This window comes from Solirubrobacter pauli, assembly GCF_003633755.1.
Taxonomy (GTDB): domain Bacteria; phylum Actinomycetota; class Thermoleophilia; order Solirubrobacterales; family Solirubrobacteraceae; genus Solirubrobacter; species Solirubrobacter pauli.
The window spans coordinates 2359978-2376382 of the sequence record NZ_RBIL01000001.1 but is presented as its reverse complement, the minus strand read 5'-3'; the positions used below and the strand labels follow the sequence as shown (position 1 = coordinate 2376382).

Annotated in this window: 18 protein-coding genes; 7 read left to right on the top strand and 11 right to left on the bottom strand. The window is 70.6% G+C overall.

All coding sequences use genetic code 11. The annotated features are described in order from the left end of the window. Position 1: 1 nt before the first annotated feature. From C8N24_RS11255 to C8N24_RS11240, 4 genes are read left to right on the top strand one after another with little or no spacing between them, the layout of a single operon-like run. The gene (locus C8N24_RS11255; RefSeq protein ID WP_121250121.1) at positions 2 to 1288 is read left to right on the top strand and encodes an FtsW/RodA/SpoVE family cell cycle protein; all 1287 of its coding nucleotides are present in this window, start codon (positions 2 to 4) and stop codon (positions 1286 to 1288) included. Further along, positions 1285 to 2673 (top strand): peptidoglycan D,D-transpeptidase FtsI family protein, encoded by a 1389-nt coding sequence (locus C8N24_RS11250; protein ID WP_121250120.1) that lies wholly within the window; start codon positions 1285 to 1287, stop codon positions 2671 to 2673. Before C8N24_RS11255 ends, C8N24_RS11250 begins: the two co-directional genes overlap by 4 nt. Further along, the gene (locus C8N24_RS11245) at positions 2670 to 4478 is read left to right on the top strand and encodes a PASTA domain-containing protein (protein ID WP_121250119.1); all 1809 of its coding nucleotides are present in this window, start codon (positions 2670 to 2672) and stop codon (positions 4476 to 4478) included. Before C8N24_RS11250 ends, C8N24_RS11245 begins: the two co-directional genes overlap by 4 nt. Next, positions 4475 to 5470 (top strand): D-alanine--D-alanine ligase family protein, encoded by a 996-nt coding sequence (locus C8N24_RS11240; protein WP_121250118.1) that lies wholly within the window; start codon positions 4475 to 4477, stop codon positions 5468 to 5470. Before C8N24_RS11245 ends, C8N24_RS11240 begins: the two co-directional genes overlap by 4 nt. On the opposite strand, the gene C8N24_RS11235 is transcribed toward C8N24_RS11240, so the two are convergent. From C8N24_RS11235 to C8N24_RS11190, 11 genes are all read right to left on the bottom strand, one after another. Continuing rightward, positions 5467 to 6990 carry a protein kinase domain-containing protein gene (locus tag C8N24_RS11235; protein ID WP_121250117.1) on the bottom strand — a complete coding sequence of 508 codons (1524 nt, stop codon included), beginning with the start codon at positions 6988 to 6990 and terminating at the stop codon, positions 5467 to 5469. The two genes, C8N24_RS11240 and C8N24_RS11235, sit on opposite strands and share 4 nt — an antisense overlap. Positions 6991 to 7031: 41 nt before the next feature. Next, positions 7032 to 7970 carry a UV DNA damage repair endonuclease UvsE gene (gene uvsE / locus C8N24_RS11230; protein WP_170179012.1) on the bottom strand — a complete coding sequence of 313 codons (939 nt, stop codon included), beginning with the start codon at positions 7968 to 7970 and terminating at the stop codon, positions 7032 to 7034. A gap of 7 nt (positions 7971 to 7977) precedes the next feature. Further along, on the bottom strand, positions 7978 to 8649 hold the full coding sequence (locus C8N24_RS33880) for a hypothetical protein (RefSeq protein WP_170179011.1): 672 nt from the start codon (positions 8647 to 8649) through the stop codon (positions 7978 to 7980). 57 nt (positions 8650 to 8706) lie between these two features. Beyond that, positions 8707 to 8925: a carbon storage regulator CsrA gene (csrA, locus tag C8N24_RS11225; protein ID WP_121250115.1), complete on the bottom strand. Its 219-nt coding sequence runs from the start codon at positions 8923 to 8925 to the stop codon at positions 8707 to 8709. Positions 8926 to 8969: 44 nt separating this feature from the next. Beyond that, positions 8970 to 9407 carry a flagellar assembly protein FliW gene (gene fliW, locus C8N24_RS11220; RefSeq protein WP_121250114.1) on the bottom strand — a complete coding sequence of 146 codons (438 nt, stop codon included), beginning with the start codon at positions 9405 to 9407 and terminating at the stop codon, positions 8970 to 8972. A 73-nt stretch (positions 9408 to 9480) separates the two neighbouring features. Continuing rightward, a complete protein-coding gene (flgL, locus tag C8N24_RS11215) occupies positions 9481 to 10392 on the bottom strand; it encodes a flagellar hook-associated protein FlgL (protein ID WP_121250113.1) in 912 nt (303 codons plus the stop codon). Next, complete coding sequence (gene flgK / locus C8N24_RS11210; RefSeq protein ID WP_121250112.1) at positions 10392 to 11741, bottom strand: flagellar hook-associated protein FlgK; 1350 nt, start codon at positions 11739 to 11741, stop codon at positions 10392 to 10394. Before flgK ends, flgL begins: the two co-directional genes overlap by 1 nt. Before the next feature lie 16 nt (positions 11742 to 11757). Then, the gene (flgN, locus tag C8N24_RS11205; RefSeq protein WP_121250111.1) at positions 11758 to 12267 is read right to left on the bottom strand and encodes a flagellar export chaperone FlgN; all 510 of its coding nucleotides are present in this window, start codon (positions 12265 to 12267) and stop codon (positions 11758 to 11760) included. Beyond that, on the bottom strand, positions 12264 to 12524 hold the full coding sequence (locus C8N24_RS11200) for a hypothetical protein (protein WP_121250110.1): 261 nt from the start codon (positions 12522 to 12524) through the stop codon (positions 12264 to 12266). The genes flgN and C8N24_RS11200 overlap by 4 nt, the downstream gene beginning before the upstream one ends. Beyond that, positions 12521 to 13261, bottom strand: coding sequence for a flagellar hook-basal body protein (locus tag C8N24_RS11195; RefSeq protein ID WP_121250109.1), 741 nt, complete (start codon positions 13259 to 13261; stop codon positions 12521 to 12523). Before C8N24_RS11195 ends, C8N24_RS11200 begins: the two co-directional genes overlap by 4 nt. Before the next feature lie 37 nt (positions 13262 to 13298). After that, positions 13299 to 13994, bottom strand: a complete 696-nt coding sequence (locus C8N24_RS11190; protein WP_170179010.1) for a flagellar hook-basal body protein — start codon at positions 13992 to 13994, stop codon at positions 13299 to 13301. 41 nt (positions 13995 to 14035) lie between these two features. Between C8N24_RS11190 and C8N24_RS11185 the strand changes: the two genes are divergently transcribed. The 3 genes from C8N24_RS11185 (at position 14036) to C8N24_RS11175 (ending at position 16397) form a co-directional block, all read left to right on the top strand. Next, positions 14036 to 15238 carry a hypothetical protein gene (locus C8N24_RS11185; protein ID WP_121250107.1) on the top strand — a complete coding sequence of 401 codons (1203 nt, stop codon included), beginning with the start codon at positions 14036 to 14038 and terminating at the stop codon, positions 15236 to 15238. After that, positions 15231 to 15500, top strand: a complete 270-nt coding sequence (locus C8N24_RS11180) for an EscU/YscU/HrcU family type III secretion system export apparatus switch protein (RefSeq protein ID WP_121250106.1) — start codon at positions 15231 to 15233, stop codon at positions 15498 to 15500. The genes C8N24_RS11185 and C8N24_RS11180 overlap by 8 nt, the downstream gene beginning before the upstream one ends. A 78-nt stretch (positions 15501 to 15578) precedes the next feature. After that, positions 15579 to 16397, top strand: coding sequence for a sigma-70 family RNA polymerase sigma factor (locus C8N24_RS11175; RefSeq protein WP_121250105.1), 819 nt, complete (start codon positions 15579 to 15581; stop codon positions 16395 to 16397). Positions 16398 to 16405: the final 8 nt, after the last annotated feature.

Here is a 16405-nt window from a genome sequence, read left to right as displayed (position 1 = left end):
CATGAGCGCCCGCAACCGCGAGTTGCTGGCGCTCATCCCGGCGTCGCTCCTGGTGACGGCGGGGTTCGCCGCGATCTTCATCCAACGCAACGAGCTGCTGTCGGACGTCTCCCTGACGTACGGCGGGATCTTCCTCGCCCTGTGCTTCGCCGGGCACCTCGTGATCCGCTTCACGCTGCCGCACGCGGACCCGTACCTGTTCCCGCTGGTGGCGGTGCTCGCGTGCTTCGGGCTCGTGGTCGTCTACCGGATCGACGAGGACCTGGCGCGCGACCAGGCGCAGTGGTTCGTGATCGGGCTGATCGCGTTCGTGGCGACGATCTTCCTCCTGCGCGACTTCCGCGTGCTGGAGCGCTACCGCTACACGATCGCGCTCGCCGGGCTCGCGCTGCTGCTGCTCCCCCGCGTGCCGGGCATCGGCCAGCAGGTCAACGGCGCGTACCTGGGGGTCGGCGTCGGGCCGATCTCCTTCCAGCCCGCCGAGCTGGGCAAGATCGCCATCGTCATCTTCCTCGCCGCCTACCTGCGCGACACGCGCCAGGTCCTCGTGCAGGGCTCGCGGCGCTTCCTCGGCATCACGATCCCGCCGTTCAAGCACCTCGGCCCGTTGCTCGTGGTCTGGGGCGCGGCGATGTTCATGCTCGTGTTCATCCGCGACCTCGGCTCGTCGCTGATGTACTTCGGCGCGTTCCTGGCGCTGATCTACGTGGCGACGAACCGGCTCAGCTTCGTCGTCATCGGGCTCGGCATGTTCGCCGCAGGCGCGTACTTCTTCGCCTCGACGATCAGCCACGTGCAGGACCGCGTCGACATCTGGCTGGACCCGTTCAAGACCTACGACTCGACCGGCTACCAGATCGCCAACGGCATGTTCGCGATGGCGGACGGCGGGCTGTTCGGCCAAGGGCTCGGCGCTGCCGTGCTGCGCGTGCCGGACGGCGGCCCGCTGATCCCGGCGCCGGAGACGGACATGATCTACGCCGTCATCGTCAACGACCTCGGGCTCGTCGGCGGGCTCGGCGTGATCGCCACGTACATGCTGATCGCCGAGCGCGGCTTCAAGATCGCGACGCTGGCCACCGACAGCTTCTCCAAGCTGCTCGCGACCGGCCTGACCGCCGTGATGGCGCTGCAGGTGTTCGTGATCGTCGGCGGCGTCACGCGCGTGATCCCGCTGACCGGCGTCACGCTGCCGTTCGTGAGCTACGGCGGCTCGTCGATCGTCGCCAACTTCATCCTGCTGGCGCTGCTGCTGCTGATCTCCAACCGGGCCCGAACACCCTCGTGAACGTCCCGATCTTCCGCCTCTACGTCGTGTTCCTGGTCCTGTTCGCGGTGCTGATCGGGTTCACGTCCCGCTGGTCGGTGTTCGGCGCGCAGCGGCTGCGCGAGAACCCCGACAACGCGCGCGTGCGGATCGAGGAGCAGCGGATCAAACGCGGCGTGATCCGGGCGGCGAACCGCGAGGTGCTCGCGGGCAGCACGCGCCTGTCGGGCGGCCGGTACGGGCGGCGCTACCCCACCGGCTCGCTGTTCGCGCTGCCGGTCGGCTTCGACAACGTCCGGATCGGCCGCGCGGGCCTGGAGCGCTACTACAACGACGCGCTCGTCGGCCGCAAGCAGGAGCTCTCGAGCCTGATCGACTCGCTGACGAAGGACACGCAGGTCGGCGACGACCTGCAGACGACGCTCGTCCCGCGTGCCCAGGAGCTGGCCTACGACCTGCTGCAGGGCCACCAGGGCGCGGTCGTCGCGCTCGGCGTCAAGGACGGCTCGGTCAAGGTCCTGGCGGGTACGCCGTCGTTCGACCCCGACAAGCCCGAGGACGCCAAGAGCGTGTTCAACCGCGCCACCCAGGGCCTGTATCCGCCGGGATCGACGATGAAGACCGTGACCGCCACCGCCGCCATCGACAGCGGTCGCTACCAGCCCGACTCGCGCGTCGACGGCAAGAACGGGAAGGTGATCTCGGGTACGCCGCTGAACAACTTCGGACAGCGCGACTATGGCGACATCACCCTCACCGAGGCGCTCACCAACTCCGTCAACACGGTGTGGGCCGAGGTCGGCGTGAAGCTGGGGCGCAACCGCATGCAGGAGTACATGGACCGGTTCGGCTTTGGCGAGGACCCGCCGATGGACTACCCCGACGACCAGATGACGGCGAGCGGGCCACGTGACGTGAAGGCCAACAAGATCCTCCCGATGAGCTCGGACCGGGTCGACGTGGGCCGCACGGCGATCGGCCAGGGCCTGCTGCTGGTCACGCCGCTGCAGATGGCGACGGTCGCGCAGACGATCGGCAACGGGGGCGTGCGGATGCAGCCGCGGCTCGTCGAGAAGATCGTCGATCCGGACGGGCGCACCACGGACGAGCCGCTGCCCGAGGAGGCCGAGCGCGTGATGTCCGAGGACACCGCGGCCAAGGTCGGGACGATGATGAAGTCCGTCGTGCGCGAGGGCTCGGGCACCGCGGCGGCGCTCTCGGGCGTCGAGGTCGCGGGCAAGACCGGCACGGCCGAGATCAACATCGCCCAGGGCATCAACGACCTCTGGTTCATCGGCTTCACAAAGGACGTCGCCGTGGCCGTGATCATCGAGCGCGAGCAGGGCCAGGGCGGCACCGTCGCCGCGCCCATCGCCAAGCAAGTGCTGCAGGCGCTCGGACAATGATCATCGCCCGCGACACCATGATCGACGGCCGCTACCGGGCGATGAAGCGCCTGGGCGCCGGCGGCATGGCCGAGGTCTGGTGCGCCGAGGACGAGGTGCTCGGGCGCCGCGTCGCGGTCAAGCTGCTCGGCGGGCGCTATGCGACGGACCCGGAGTTCCACGAGCGCTTCCGCCGCGAGGCGCAGGCCGCGGCCGGGCTCACGCACCCGAACATCGTCGGCATCTTCGACCGGTCCGAGTGGGAAGGCACGCCCTACATCGCGATGGAGCTGGTCGACGGGCAGACGCTCAAGGAGCTCGTGACCGAGCGCGGCCCGCTGCCGCCGCACATCGCGGTCGGGCTCGTCGAGCAGGTCCTGCGGGCGCTCGCCTACGCGCACCGGCGCGGGATCGTCCACCGCGACATCAAGCCCCAGAACGTCATCCTCGACCCCGAGGGCGAGGCCAAGGTCGCCGACTTCGGGATCGCGCGCGCCGGCAACTCCGAGATGACGCAGACGGGCGCGATCGTCGGCACGGTCCAGTACCTCTCGCCCGAGCAGGCCAACGGGCACCCGGTCGACCGGCGCTCGGACCTGTACTCGGCCGGGATCGTGCTCTACGAGCTGCTCACCGGGCACGTGCCGTTCGACGGCGAGGCGCCGGTCTCGATCGCGCTCAAGCACGTCAACGAGCGCCCGGTCCCGCCCGGCCAGCTGCGCCCGGGCATCCCGCCCGCGCTCGAGGCCGTCGTGCTGCGGGCGCTGGAGAAGGACCCGAACCTGCGCTTCCAGAGCGCCGAGGAGTTCATCGCGGCGCTCGAGCAGGCCCGCCACGCGCCCACGCGGCGGATCGTCGCCGAGCCGCCGCCGGTCGTCGTTGACCCCTACGTCGAGGAGGAGGTCGAGCGGTCGCGCTGGTGGCTGTGGGCGCTCGGGCTGCTGGTGATCGCCGCGTTGGCCGTCGGCGCGTTCTTCCTCTTCGCGGGCGGCGAGAAGGTCACCGTCCCGAACCTCGTCGGCCGCAACGCCGACGACGCGATCGCGATCCTGCAGCGCCGCGGCCTCGAGCCGGACATCGAGAACGTCGTCAGCGACGAGGTCAAGCGCGACGAGGTCATCTCGCAGAACCCCGAGGCCGGCTCGGAGGTACGCGAGGGCGCGGCCGTCGAGATCCGTGTGTCGGCCGGGCGCGAGCAGGTGACCGTGCCCGCGGTCGTGGGGACCTCGCAGGAGGAGGCCGAGCAGGCGCTCGAGGCCGCGGGGTTCAAGCCCAAGGTCGAGCGCGCGTACTCGGACTCCGTGCCCGAGGGCGACGTCATCAGCTCCTCGCCCGAGCAGGGCCGGAGCGTCTCCAAGGGCCGGACGATCACGCTGACCGTCAGCCGCGGCCGCGAGGGCGTGACGGTGCCGGGGCTCGTCGGCAACACGCGCGAGGGTGCGGAGCAGGCCCTGCAGAGCGCCGGGTTGAGCGCCGACGTGACCGAGCGCGAGAGCTCCGAGCCGCCCGGCACGGTGCTCGAGCAGAACCCGGCGAACGGGACCACCGTCGCGCCCGGCTCGACCGTCGCGCTGGTCGTCGCCAAGGAACGCCCGCAGATCCCGGACGTGACCACGGACAACCCGACCGCCGAAGAGGCCACGCAGGCGCTCGAGGACGCGGGCTACAAGGTCAAGACCGTCGAGCGGCAGGGCGATCCGGCCCTCGTCGGCCGCGTCATCGGGCAGTCGCCGGCGGCCGGCACCCGGCGTTCGACCGGTGGCACGGTCACCATTGCCGTCGTGCCTGACCCCAATGCCACTCCAACCGCCACCCCGACGCCGTGAAGGTCGCGGTCTTAGCCGGCGGTCGCTCCTCCGAGCACGACGTCTCCCTGAACTCCGCCGCCGCCGTCCGCGAGGGCGTCGCCGAAGCGGGGCATGAGGTCGTCGACGTCCTGATCGAGCGCGACGGCACCTGGCGCCACGGCGACGAGGTGCTGGCGCTGACGCCCGGCGGCGGCCTGCTCGGCGCCGACGTCGTCTTCCCGGTCCTCCATGGCCCGTTCGGCGAGGACGGGACCCTCCAGGGCCTGCTGGAGCTCCTCGACGTGCCCTACGTCGGCGCGGGCGTCCTCGCGTCCTCGCTGTGCATGGACAAGATCGTCTTCAAGGAGGTGCTCGCCGCCGCGGACGTGCCGCAGGTGCCGTACGCGGGCGTGCACCTGGCGCGCTGGCGCACCGAGCCCGAGGCGGTCCTGCGCGAGCTGGCCGTGCTCGGCACCCCGGTGTTCGTCAAGCCCGCGCGGCTGGGTTCCTCGGTCGGCATCGCCAAGGCGTCCTCGGAGGCGGAGCTCGGCCCGGCGCTGGACGGCGCGTTCGCCCACGACAGCCTCGTGATCGTCGAGGGCTTCTCGCCCGGGCTGGAGGTCGAGTGCTCCGTGCTCGGCTTCGGCACGGCGGTCGAGGCGTCCGTGCCCGGCGAGATCGTCCTGACGGGCGGCGCCGACTGGTACGACTACGAGGCTAAGTACACCGACGGCGGCATGGAGCTCGTGGTTCCCGCCCGCCTCGACGACCGCGTGATCGAGGACGTGCGCCGGCTCGCGGTCGACACGTTCGTGCGCGTCGGCTGCTCCGGGCTCGCCCGCGTGGACTTCTTCGTCGAGGACGGCCACCGCGTGCTCGTCAACGAGCTCAACACGCTTCCCGGCTTCACGCGCACGAGCGTCTACCCGAAGCTCTGGGAGCACTCGGGGCTGCCGCTCCCGCAGCTGTGCGACCGGCTCGTCGCGCTCGCCGTCGAGCGCTTCAACGCCGAGCGCTCGGTCGCCTTCTAGCGACGCGGGACTTCTTGGAACAGGCGGATCTCGGAGATCGCGGCGCTGTCCGCGTCACCGAGGTCCGTGATCCAGACCAGGTAGTAGCGGAACGACTCGCCGCCGGTGTCGAGCTTGAAGCGCTGGTCCTTGTCCTTGACCGTGCCGCCGCCGACCTTGGTCCAGCCCTCCGGCACGGACTTGGGCACCGGGCCGGCCGGGGCCGCGTAGATCGTCGCCTTGAAGCCGGGCTTGGGCGTCTTGACCTGGATCTGGACCGCCTCGACCTCGGGCCGGGCGTCGACGTAGATGCCGACGCCCTCCTTGCCCGCGCCCTCGATGCCGGCCTCGTACGTCTCGGTCGTCCAGCTCGTGCCGTCGTCGCGGTCCACGACGCGGTTGGCCTCCTCGCCGTGCTCCTCCTCGTCACCGAGCGGGTCGTAGTCCTGCGCGGAGCCGCGCGGGACCGACACGGTCCGCGTGCCCTGCGGGGTCGACTCGACGCGGCCCGCGCCGGTGCCACGGTCGACCACGCGCTCGGGGACGTCGCCGGCGACGATCACGATGATGGTCACGGCCACGCCCACCAGCGCCAGCACGGCGAGCAGCGGGATCGAGTGGCGCATGCGGAACGGCAGGCGCCGCTGCGTCCGCGCCGGCAGCGTGCGGATGACCGCGGTCGCCTCCCCGGTCGACGTGCCCGACCGGGCCGCCTCGATCGCCAGCGCGTCCTCGAGGTCGGCGATCAGCGCCGGCACGTCGGGGTAGCGGTGCGAGAGGTCCTTGTCCGTCATCCGGTCCAGCACCGCGGCGGTGGTCGCGGAGACATCGGGGCGCAGCACCTGGATGTCCGGCAGGTCCTCGCGGACGTGCTTCATCGCCACCGCGATCTGGTTCTCGCCGTGGAACGGGACGTCGCCCGTGAGCATCTCGAACAGCACGACGCCGAGCGAGTAGATGTCGGACTGGCCGTCGACGTCGTGGCCGAGCGCCTGCTCGGGCGAGACGTAGTCCGTCGTGCCGAGCACGCGGCCGTCGGCGGTGAGCCCGTCGTCGCGCAGCGAGCGCGCGATCCCGAAGTCGGTGACCTTCGCCGAGCCCTCGGGGTCGAGCAGCACGTTCTGGGGCTTGACGTCGCGGTGCACGATGTCGTGCGCGTGCGCCGAGCCGAGCGCGCGGGCGATCTCGATCGCGTACGCCAACGACTCGTCGACGGGCAGCCGGCCGAGGCGGCGGATGCGGTCCTTGAGCGTCTCGCCCTCGACGTACTCGAAGACGATGTACGGGCGGTTGTCGTCCTCGCCCGTGTCGATCACGCCGACGACGTGCGGGTGCGAGAGCTGCGCGACCGCGCGCGCCTCGCGCCGGAAGCGCTCGAGCTGGTCGGAGTCACCCTGCATTTCCCGGTGCAGGAGCTTGATCGCGACGCGACGCTCCAGGTTCTGGTCGAAGGCCCGATAGACCGTCGACATCCCTCCCGCGCCGATCTGGGCGTCGAGCCGGTACCGGCCGCTGAGCTGCATGCCCACGAGCGTGCTCATGAACTGGGACGTATTGTGGCCGATCCGGGCACGGGCTCGCGTTAAGTTCGCTGCGGCTTGGCCATCTCCCGCTCGACTTGCTCACGAAGACGTAAAAGGGCGAGGTCCTTGCCCTTGGCCTCCAGCATCACGTCGAACTCCAGCCCCGCCGCGGTCTCGCGCAGGAACTGGGCGAACGCGATCGGGTCGATCATGTCCGCGTGGGCGCGCAGCTGCGGCAGCACCCACTCGGTCACGGTCTTGCGCCCGACCTTCTTCTTGCGCTCCTCCATCGCCGTCTTGGGCGTGGAGTAGTGGATCTTGGGCACGACGTCGTCCGGCCAGGTGGCGAGCGCGAGCTCCAGCGCCTCGCGGTCCGGGATGCCGTCGGGGTCGTTGCAGTGGTGGTGCAGGATGTCCCAGACGACGCGCGCGCCCGTGCGCCGGTGCAGCTCGAGCACGTCGTTGAGGCCGAACGTGCGGTCGTCGTTCTCGATCACCAGGCGCGCCTGCGCACGCTGCGACAGGCGCTCGAACCCGGCCTCGAAGCGCCCGAGCCCGTCGCCCTGCGCACTGCCGACGTGCAGCACGACGACCGCCTCCGGCCCGCAGCCCATCGCGTCCAGCAGCGCGGCCTGGACCTCGAGGTCGCGGACGGCCCCGGCCACGACCTTCTCGTTCTCCGAGTTGAGGACGATGTACTGGCCGGGGTGGCTGGAGAGCCGGATGTCCAGCTCCCGCGCGAGCGCGCCCACCCGCGCGAGCGCTTCGGCGCACTCCTCGACCTGGGTGTGGAACTGCGGCAGGTCCGGGTGCGTCGCGTAGGGCGCCAGGTCCGAGGTCATCCGGTACATCCGGATCTCGTGGCGGCCCAGGTACTCCAGGACCGCGGTCAGGTACTCCAGGGACTGCCGCAGGTGAGGGCCGGACTGCCAGCGGCGTGCATCGCTGCTGGGCAGTCCGCCTTCACCGAGGACCTTTACCGCGAAACCGAGGCGCACTGAACCCTTACGGGTTCGTGGACCGCCCGGACCACGTGTTCCACTCGGAGTCGTCGGCCGGCTTGACCGGCTCGATCTGCTCGGCGTTCTCGGTGGCCTCGATCGCCTCGTCGAGCTGCGCTTCCTCGGGGCTGCGGCCGTCGAACGGCTCCGCGGCCTCGCGCAGCTCGTCCTCGGTCTGCTCCTGGCCCTCGGCCTCGCCCTCGCCGGCCTCGGCCAGCGGCGCGAACGCGTCATCGGCGGTCTCGCCCTCGGGGCCCGCGTAGTCGGAGACGGTGCCGCCGATGTTGGCGGCCTCGGCCGCGGCGGCGGCTTCCTCGGCGGCCTCGTCGATCGCCGGCTCCTCGTAGGCGGGCGGGACGGGCACGGCGGTCGCGGTGTTCGCGACCGGACCGGAGGCGTCGTAGTTGGAGACCGGGGGCGGCGTGTAGCCGCCGGGCTCGGCGGGCGGGGCGCTGTCGCCGGAGCCGCCGGGGAGGAGGCCCTTGACGGACTCGCGCTTGAAGAGCAGCGCTGCGACGGCGGCGGCCACGCCGCCGCCCAGCAGGAGCTTCTTGGCGCCCGAGCGCTTCTTCTTGCGCGGCTCGACGCCCGGCAGCTTCGCCGCGAGGCGATCACGCGCGAACGCCAGGGCGATGTCGGCAACCGCGAGGTTGCGGGCGGTCTTGGACAAGTTCATTCCAAGACCGTACCCCGGATCGGCGGCGCCTAGCGGTACGGCCGATGTTCGTGCGGTCTACGCCTTCGCGGGCGAGGGGAACTCGACCGGAGCGGCGTGGGCCGCGGCGCGGTTCTCGTCACGGACGGCGTGCCAGATCTCCTCGCGGTAGACCGGCGTGCTGCGCGGGGCTTCGATGCCCACGCGGACGGTGTTGCCGACGATCTCCATGACGTGCACGACGACGTCGTCGCCGACCATGATCTTCTCGCCGACACGGCGGGTGATGAGCAGCATGGTTCCTCCTTGGATTTACGCTGCGGGTGGGTTGGAAGTGCGGCTTACGCCGCGGCGGCCACGGCGGCCGGGAAGAGCGGGGCGCGGACGGGAGCGTCGGCGGCCTCGTTGATGATCTGGTGGCCCTTGCCCTCGGCGACGAGGATCGGGGCGCGCAGGTTCGCGTAGAAGTCCGAGAGCTCGGCGCCGGCGCGGACGGTCACCCAGACGGCGACGTCGGCGGGGTCGGCCGTGATCGGCTTGGCGGCCTCGTCGGACAGGTCGACCGCGTAGTCGCTGAAGAAGTGCCACGGGTTGGCGACCGGCAGCGCCAGGTCGGCGTCCTCGAGCGAGTGCAGCCAGCAGAACGCGCCGTCCTCGGACGGGGCGACGAGGGCGTAGGACGTGCCGCCGAGGCCGATCAGGCCCGTCGGGAACTCGATGACGTCCTCGGACGCGATCTCGAGCGTGCCGAAGCGCGAGGAATCGATGGTGATGCTCATGGGCGAAGAGAGGTCCTGGAGGAGGGAACGGAGGGAGGGAGGTGAAACGGATCGCTTCTAGGGCCTTATCGGCCTAGCGGAGGAAATCCATGAGCGACGACTGCACGATGTTCGCGCCGGCGCGCAGCGAGGCCTGGTAGGCGGCCGACTGCGAGTTGAAGTCGATCATCGTCTTGGCGAAGTCGGCGTCCTCGGTGTTCGAGAGCTGCTCCGTCACGGCGCCCTGGATCTGGTCCAGGCGCGTCTGGGCGGCCATCAGCCGGTTCGTCATCGAGCCGTTGCGGGCGCGCACGTTGAGCAGCGCGTCCTGCTGGGCCTTCAGCACGCCGGTGTCGGTCTGCAGCGCGGCGCTGTCGTTGGCCTTCAAGTTCGTGGAGATCTGGCGCAGCGCGCTCAGCAGCTTGCCGTCGGCGCCACCGTCGCCCAGGATCTCGCGGCCGACGAGGTTGATCGTCATGGTCACGCCCGGGCCGATCTCGCGCACGACGCCCGGGATGGCGGGGTCGAAGCCGGCCTCGTTGCCCTGGAAGGTGTCGTCGGGGCCGAGCTTGTAGGGCGCGACGTTGGTGGCGGTGCCGGCCATCAGGTAGCTGTCACCGTAGGTGGCGTTGGCGGTCTCCTTCAGGCCCTGGATGATCTGGTCGATCTCCGCGGCGATCGCGAGCCGCGACTCGGCGTCGGCCGTGTCGGTCGCGCCCTGCAGCACCAGCGTGTTGGCGCGCGTGACGTAGTCGGTCATCGCGCCCAGCGAGGACTCGGTCGCGTCCTGCCAGCCCTGCGCGTCGTTGATGTTGCGCTTGTACTGGTCGTTCGCGTCGCGCGTCTGGCGCAGGCCCATCGCGCGGGCCGCGTTGAACGGGTCGTCCGACGGTCTCGTGATCTCCTTCTGCGACGAGGCCTTCGCCTGCGTTTTCGCCATCTTCTCGGACAGCGTGTTGAGATCAGCGAGGACGTTGCGCTGGATCATCGAAGTCGTGACGCGCATCAGAGGCCGACCTTTCCGGTGCGGTTGATCAGGACGTCGAGCATCTCGTCCATCGTTGACATGGCGCGCGCCGACGCCTGGTAGGCGCGCTGGAAGCGGACGAGGTTCGACATCTCCTCGTCCATGGAGACGCCCGAGACGCTCTGGCGGCGGTTCTCGACCGAGTCGGTGAGGATCTGCGCGTTGCCCTGCATCCGCTGGGCCTCGTTCAGATCGCCGCCGACCTTGGCGACGAAGACCTTGTACTCGCCGTCGATCGCCGCGCTGCCGCGCAGCTGCGAGATCTTGAGGGCGAGGTCGTTGGAACCGGCCGCGCCGCTGCCGGCCGTGACCGAAGAGGGGTTGGCCTGCAGCGCGTCGGCGACCTTGACGGTCGCGCCCGCGGGCGTGCCGACGCTGAAGAACTCGCCGCCGTAGGCCGCGTTGACGGCGCTCACGAGCGAGGAGGTGATCGTGTCGATCTGGTTCAGGTAGCCGGCGATCATGCCGCCGGGCGTCTTGCCGGTGGCCAGCAGGCCGCCCATCTCGCCGCCCGGGTTCCAGTCGCCGATCGGCGGGCCGGACCAGGTCGCGGTGCGGTCGGTGACGATCGGGTGCGCGGTGCCGTTCGTGCGGTCGACGAACGAGATGTTCATGGAGCCGCTGTCGAGGTTCTCGACCGACACCTGGCCGTAGCCGGACAGCTTGTCGATCAGCAGGTCGCGGCGGTCGAGCAGGTCGTTGGGGGACTCGCCGACCATCATCGCCTGCGAGATCACCTTGTTGAGGTCCGCGAGCTCGGTCGCGACCTTCTCGACCTCGCCGCCCGGACCGGTGATCGCGGCGTACTGGCCCTGGGCGCGCTCCTGCGCGGCGACCATCTGCGCGCGCACGGACTGGATCGAGTCGGCGAGGCCGTTCGACTTCTGGACCAGCGACTGCTTGGCCGAGTTGTCGTTGGCGGCGCCGGCGAGGTCCGACCACGCGTTCCAGAAGTTGGCGAGCTGCTGGTTGATGCCGTTCTCGCCCGGCTCCGCGAGCGAGAGCTCGGCCGTGTCGAGGGCATCAGCCTTCGCGTTCCACTCGTTGACGTTCGTGTTCTGCGCCCGGTACTGGGAGTCCAGGAACTGGTCGCGGATGCGGCGGAAGCCGGTGACGTCGACGCCGGCGCCGAGCTGCGCGCCGACCGTGTTGACGTTGTTGGTCAGCGTCAGCTGCACGGCCCGCGACGCCTGCAGGGTGGCCTCCTGGCGGGAGTAGCCCTGCGTCGACGCGTTCGCGATGTTGTGGCCGGTGGTGTCGAGCATGCGCTGGTGGGCCAGAAGGCCACGCAGCGAGGTCTGCATGCCGAAGAAGGAGGAGACGGGCATGAGGGATCAGGTGGGGTTAGGCCTGGAGGTCCAGTGCGCGGTAGGTGGAGGGCGCTGGTGCGGCGTTGGGGCGTGCGCCGTTGGGAGGGCTGTAGCCCGGCTCGGCCTCTTGGCCGATCAGGCGGGTGAGGTGCGACAGGAACGTCAGCTCCTGGCGCATCAGGGCACGGTTGATGCCGTGCTCGCGGGCGATCTCGGCGAGCAGACCACGCAGCTCGGCGGATCGTTGCATCGCCGCGGACGCGGCGCCGGGGGTGATGAGGCTGCAGAGGCGCTCGAGCGTGACGTTCGTGGCGGGCATGCCGAGCGCGACGCCGGCCCGCTGGAGCAGGCTGGTGCGCTCCTGCTCGAGGCCGTTGCGACGGACCATCTCCGACTGGATGTCGGCGAGCCGGGCCAGGACGGCCTCGGTATCGCGCTCGCGGATCGCGCCACCTTGGGCGAGGACGAGCTTGAGCAGCTGGCGAGCGGAGTTGATCTGCTGGTCCAGGTGGACGAGCAGCTCGGCCTCGAGGACCGTGGTCACGACTGCATCTCCTTGTAGATCTGCCGGGCGAGGCCCAGACCCTGACCACCGGTCAGCGCCGAGGTCAGCGTGTCCTGCATCGTCGACGCGTAGGGGCCTTCACCGAGCGAGCTCTCGCTCACCATGCTCTTCACCAGCTGGCCGGCGAGCATCTGCTCGAAGCCGACGGCCGACTTGTAGTCCTTGATCGCGTCGGTGCCGGCGGCGCGGATGTCCGCGGGCAGCGACGTCGTCGAGATCGAGTTGATCGAGCTCATCGCTTGACCCCGTTGGCGATCTCCATCATCTGGTCGGCGGTCTGGATCGCCTTGGAGGTCAGCTGGTAGGTCCGCTGGGCTTCGATCATGTCGGTCATGGCCTGCGCCATGTCCGTGTTGGAGCCTTCGAGCGCGCCCTGCTCGAGCACGGTGGTCGCCGGGGTGGCGACGGCGTTGCCCGAGCGCGCGGTGGTGATGAAGGCGTTGTCGCCGACCGACTCGAGGTTCTGGGGCGAGCGGACGTTGGCGAGCTGGATCCGGCCGACGGCCTGGCCCTTGGCCATCACCGTGCCGTCGCGGCCGATCGAGATGTCGGACTCCGCGACGCCCTCGGCGAACTTGATCTCGGGGCTGACGGTGCCACCGAAGCTCGTCACGAGCTTGCGGTCGGAGTCGATGTGCAGGTTGCCGTCGCGCGTCAGCGCGTCACGGCCGTCGGCGAGCTTGACGCGGATGAAGCCCGGGCCCTGGATGGCCACGTCGGTGGGCTTGCCGGTCTGCTGCAGGTTGCCCTGCTCGAAGGTACGACCGCCGGACACGGCGCGCGAGCCGGTGCCGACCTGCGCCTCGTTGGAGATCGTGGGGCGCCCGCCCTGCTCGTACAGCAGGTCCGAGAACCCGACGCGCAGGCGCTTGTAGCCAGTGGTGTTGGCGTTGGCCAGGTCGTTCGAGACGGCGTCGAGCTTGAACTGCTGCGCCTTCATGCCCGCCGCGGCGGTTCGGAGTCCTTCGAGCATTGGTATCTAGGTCGGCTTTCTAAGCGGACGACTTGAGCTAGGTCAGCGAACCGACGGCGCCCGCGGCCTTGCCGAGCGTCTCGTCGATCGTCTGGATCACTTTTTGGCCGGACTCATAGGCGCGCAGCGACGCCATCATGTCCACCATGGACTGCGTCGGATCGGCGCTGGACGCCTCCAACGCACCCGAGCGGACCGAGCCCGCGACCTGGCCGGCGACCGCGCCCGGCGTGCCGGTCACGTACGAGTTGCCGGCCTTCTCCGGGTTGTTCAGGGTCACGACGTTGAGCAGGCGCGGATCGACCTTGCCATCGGCGCCGAGCGCGACGGGCTGGTTGTTGCGCCCCAGCACGAGGTCGCCCTCGAGCGTGGTCACGCGGCCCTGGTCGTCGGAGGTGAACTGCCCGTTGCGCGTGTAGCGCGTGCCGGCGCCGGTCTGGACGGCGAAGAAGCCGTCGCCGTTGATCGCGAAGTCGAGCGGCTCGCCCGTGTCCTTCATGGTCCCCGGGGTCCAGTCGGTGACGGTGTTCGTCACCGCGACGCCGGTGGTGACGTTGCCGACGCGCTGGCCGGTGACGGAGTTGGTGAGGAGCAGCTCGCCGAAGGACTGCTGCGTCGTGCGCTCGGCCTTGTAGCCGGCGGTCGACGCGTTCGCGAGGTCGTTCGCGATCTGGTCCTGGCGGATCTGCTCGGCGAGCATGCCTGAGGCTGCGAGATAGAGGCCGCGATCCATACGGGACATCCCATCGGCGGTCGGACCGGCATCCTTGAGTCATGGATCCGATCGCTGTCACCGCCGCCCTGCTGCGCAAGCAGCTCCCGACGGTGCCGATTCGCGAAGGGGCGTCGATGATGGCCCGCGTCGCCTCCCGCGGGGAGACGCACGCCGTGATCGTCATCGCCGGGATGCCGATCACGGCCAAGCTGCCGCCGGAGATCGCGGCCGGCGCCACCTTGAAGCTGAAGGTCAAGGAGGTCACGGCGGAGCGCGTGTGGCTGCAGATCGAGTCCGACCAGCCGCAGGGTGGCGAGGCGCCGGCGGGTCGGCCGCCGATGCCGAAGGCCCCCGCCGGCACGGGTGCGTACCTGCCGCCGATCAAGCTGCCGCTGCCCAGCCCCGCCGGTCAACCCGGTGGTCCGGCCACGCCTGCGCAGGCGCCCGCGCCCGGCCAGTCCGCCCCGCCGGGCGGCGCTCCGGCGCCTGCCGTGCCGGGCCAGCCGGCCCAGCCCGGCGGTAGACCCGCTCCTGGCCAGCCCGCTCAGCCGGGCGGTGCTCCGGCGCCCGGGCAGCCCACTCAGCCGGGCGGTGCTCCGGCGCCCGGGCAGCCCACTCAGCCAGGCGGTGCTCCGGCCGCCGCGCAGCCCGCCGTGCCCGGCCAGCCGGCAGAGCCCGGCGAAGCCGCGGCGCCGAAAGCGCCACCGGTGCTCTCGCCGGCCCCGTCGGGCGCACCCGCCACGCCCGCACAGCCGCAGGTGCCCGGGCAGCCCGCTCAACCGGGTGGTGCACCGGCACCCGGGCAGCCCGCGGTGCCTGCACAGCCCGCCCAGCCCGGCAGCGCACCGGCCCAACCCACGGCCGCGCCGGCGGACGGTCCCGCGCCGCCCCCGCCGGAGCAGGCCCAGCCCGCCCAGGTCGTGCAACCGCAGCCCCAGGTACTCGGCCAGGGGATGCCGGCCCCGCCGCTCCAGCCGCCCCGCGTGGAGGTCGAGGAGCCGCCGGCTCGCCGCCCGGGGGCGGACGGGGAGCCCGCGGACGTCGTCATGCTCACGTTCACGTCGCCGACGCTGGGCAAGCTGGACCTCCGCCTCGAGCTGCGCGGCGACCACTTCCTGGCCGAGGTGACGACCCCCGCAGGCCGCCCCCATCAAGTCGCGAGCCTTGCCTCTGAGCGTTTGCGCGCCAATTTGGAAGGGATCGGTTTAGAGGCGACGGTAAACGTCCGACCGCGACAGGCGCCGCTGGATCTTTATGCCTGACCCCGACATCACCGCGGCGCTCCAGTACACCGGTGACGGCGCCCCCAAGGTCGTGGCCGCCGGCAGAGGGGCCGTCGCCGCCCAGATACTCGAGCGCGCACACGAGGCGGGCGTGCCGGTGCACCGGGACCCGGAGCTCGCCTCGGCGCTGACCGAGCTGGCGCTCGGACAGGAGATCCCGGAGCAGATGTGGACGGCTGTCGCACAGGTATTGGCCTGGGCCTACCGGTTGTCCGAAAAGCGTCCTACTCCAAATCGGTGATGAAGAAACTCCGGTGAGCGCCCGATACAGACTGCGTCCGTCAGTCCGTCTCGCCCTCTCAGGAGTTCCCTACTCGCCATGAAGCCCACGACGTCCTCAGGCAGTCGCCGCCGCGTCAGCGCGGAGGATGCCCTCGCGCTTTGGCGTGAGTACAAGGAGACCGGATCGCTGCAGGTCCGCAATCGCCTTGTCATGACCTACGCACCGCTCGTCAAGTACATCGTCTTCAAGAAGGTGCGCGAGCTGCCCGCTCGCTGCGAGGTCGAGGACTTCATCTCGTGTGGCCTGGAGGCGCTGATCGCCTCGATCGACCGGTACGACCCGGAGAAGGGCGCCACGCTCGAGCAGTTCGCGTGGACCCGCATCCACGGCGCCGTGCTCGACGAGCTGCGCCGGCAGGACTGGGCGCCGCGCTCGCTGCGCCGCTGGGAGCGCGACATCGCCCGCGCCCGTGACCAGTTCACGACGATCCAGGGTCGCCGCCCGACGCGTGAGGAGCTCGCCGACGCGCTCTCGATCACGGTCGACGAGCTGCGCCGCCGCGAGGACGACATCTCCGTCTCGGACGTGACGTCGCTCAACACGCTGGTCATCTCCGACGACGAGACCACGGTCGAGCGCATCGACACGCTCGCCGACGGCGACGCCAAGCGCGACCCGGAGCACCAGGCCGCCAACTCGGAGGCCAAGGCCAAGTTCCGCCGCGCGTTCGACAACCTGCCGCAGCGCGAGCGCGAGGTGGCCGTCCTGCTCTACGTCAAGAACCTCACCCTGCGTGAGATCGGCGAGGTCATGGGCGTCTCCGAGAGCCGCATCTGCCAGATCCACTCGCAGCTCAAGCGCACGCTCAAGCAGCAGCTCTCCGACGACGCGGTGTTGTTCTCCGCCGTCGGCTAAAGGATCGC

Bases quoted from the DNA above. Each gene is read 5' to 3' on its own strand.
- C8N24_RS11255 (WP_121250121.1), top strand. From the start codon at position 2: ATGAGCGCCCGCAACCGCGAGTTGCTGGCGCTCATCCCGGCGTCGCTC.
- C8N24_RS11245 (WP_121250119.1), top strand. From the start codon at position 2,670: ATGATCATCGCCCGCGACACCATGATCGACGGCCGCTACCGGGCGATG.
- C8N24_RS11235 (WP_121250117.1), bottom strand. From the start codon at position 6,990: ATGAGCACGCTCGTGGGCATGCAGCTCAGCGGCCGGTACCGGCTCGAC.
- C8N24_RS33880 (WP_170179011.1), bottom strand. From the start codon at position 8,649: ATGAACTTGTCCAAGACCGCCCGCAACCTCGCGGTTGCCGACATCGCC.
- csrA (WP_121250115.1), bottom strand. From the start codon at position 8,925: ATGCTGCTCATCACCCGCCGTGTCGGCGAGAAGATCATGGTCGGCGAC.
- fliW (WP_121250114.1), bottom strand. From the start codon at position 9,407: ATGAGCATCACCATCGATTCCTCGCGCTTCGGCACGCTCGAGATCGCG.
- flgL (WP_121250113.1), bottom strand. From the start codon at position 10,392: ATGCGCGTCACGACTTCGATGATCCAGCGCAACGTCCTCGCTGATCTC.
- flgK (WP_121250112.1), bottom strand. From the start codon at position 11,741: ATGCCCGTCTCCTCCTTCTTCGGCATGCAGACCTCGCTGCGTGGCCTT.
- C8N24_RS11200 (WP_121250110.1), bottom strand. From the start codon at position 12,524: ATGAGCTCGATCAACTCGATCTCGACGACGTCGCTGCCCGCGGACATC.
- C8N24_RS11195 (WP_121250109.1), bottom strand. From the start codon at position 13,261: ATGCTCGAAGGACTCCGAACCGCCGCGGCGGGCATGAAGGCGCAGCAG.
- C8N24_RS11190 (WP_170179010.1), bottom strand. From the start codon at position 13,994: ATGGATCGCGGCCTCTATCTCGCAGCCTCAGGCATGCTCGCCGAGCAG.
- C8N24_RS11185 (WP_121250107.1), top strand. From the start codon at position 14,036: ATGGATCCGATCGCTGTCACCGCCGCCCTGCTGCGCAAGCAGCTCCCG.
- C8N24_RS11180 (WP_121250106.1), top strand. From the start codon at position 15,231: ATGCCTGACCCCGACATCACCGCGGCGCTCCAGTACACCGGTGACGGC.
- C8N24_RS11175 (WP_121250105.1), top strand. From the start codon at position 15,579: ATGAAGCCCACGACGTCCTCAGGCAGTCGCCGCCGCGTCAGCGCGGAG.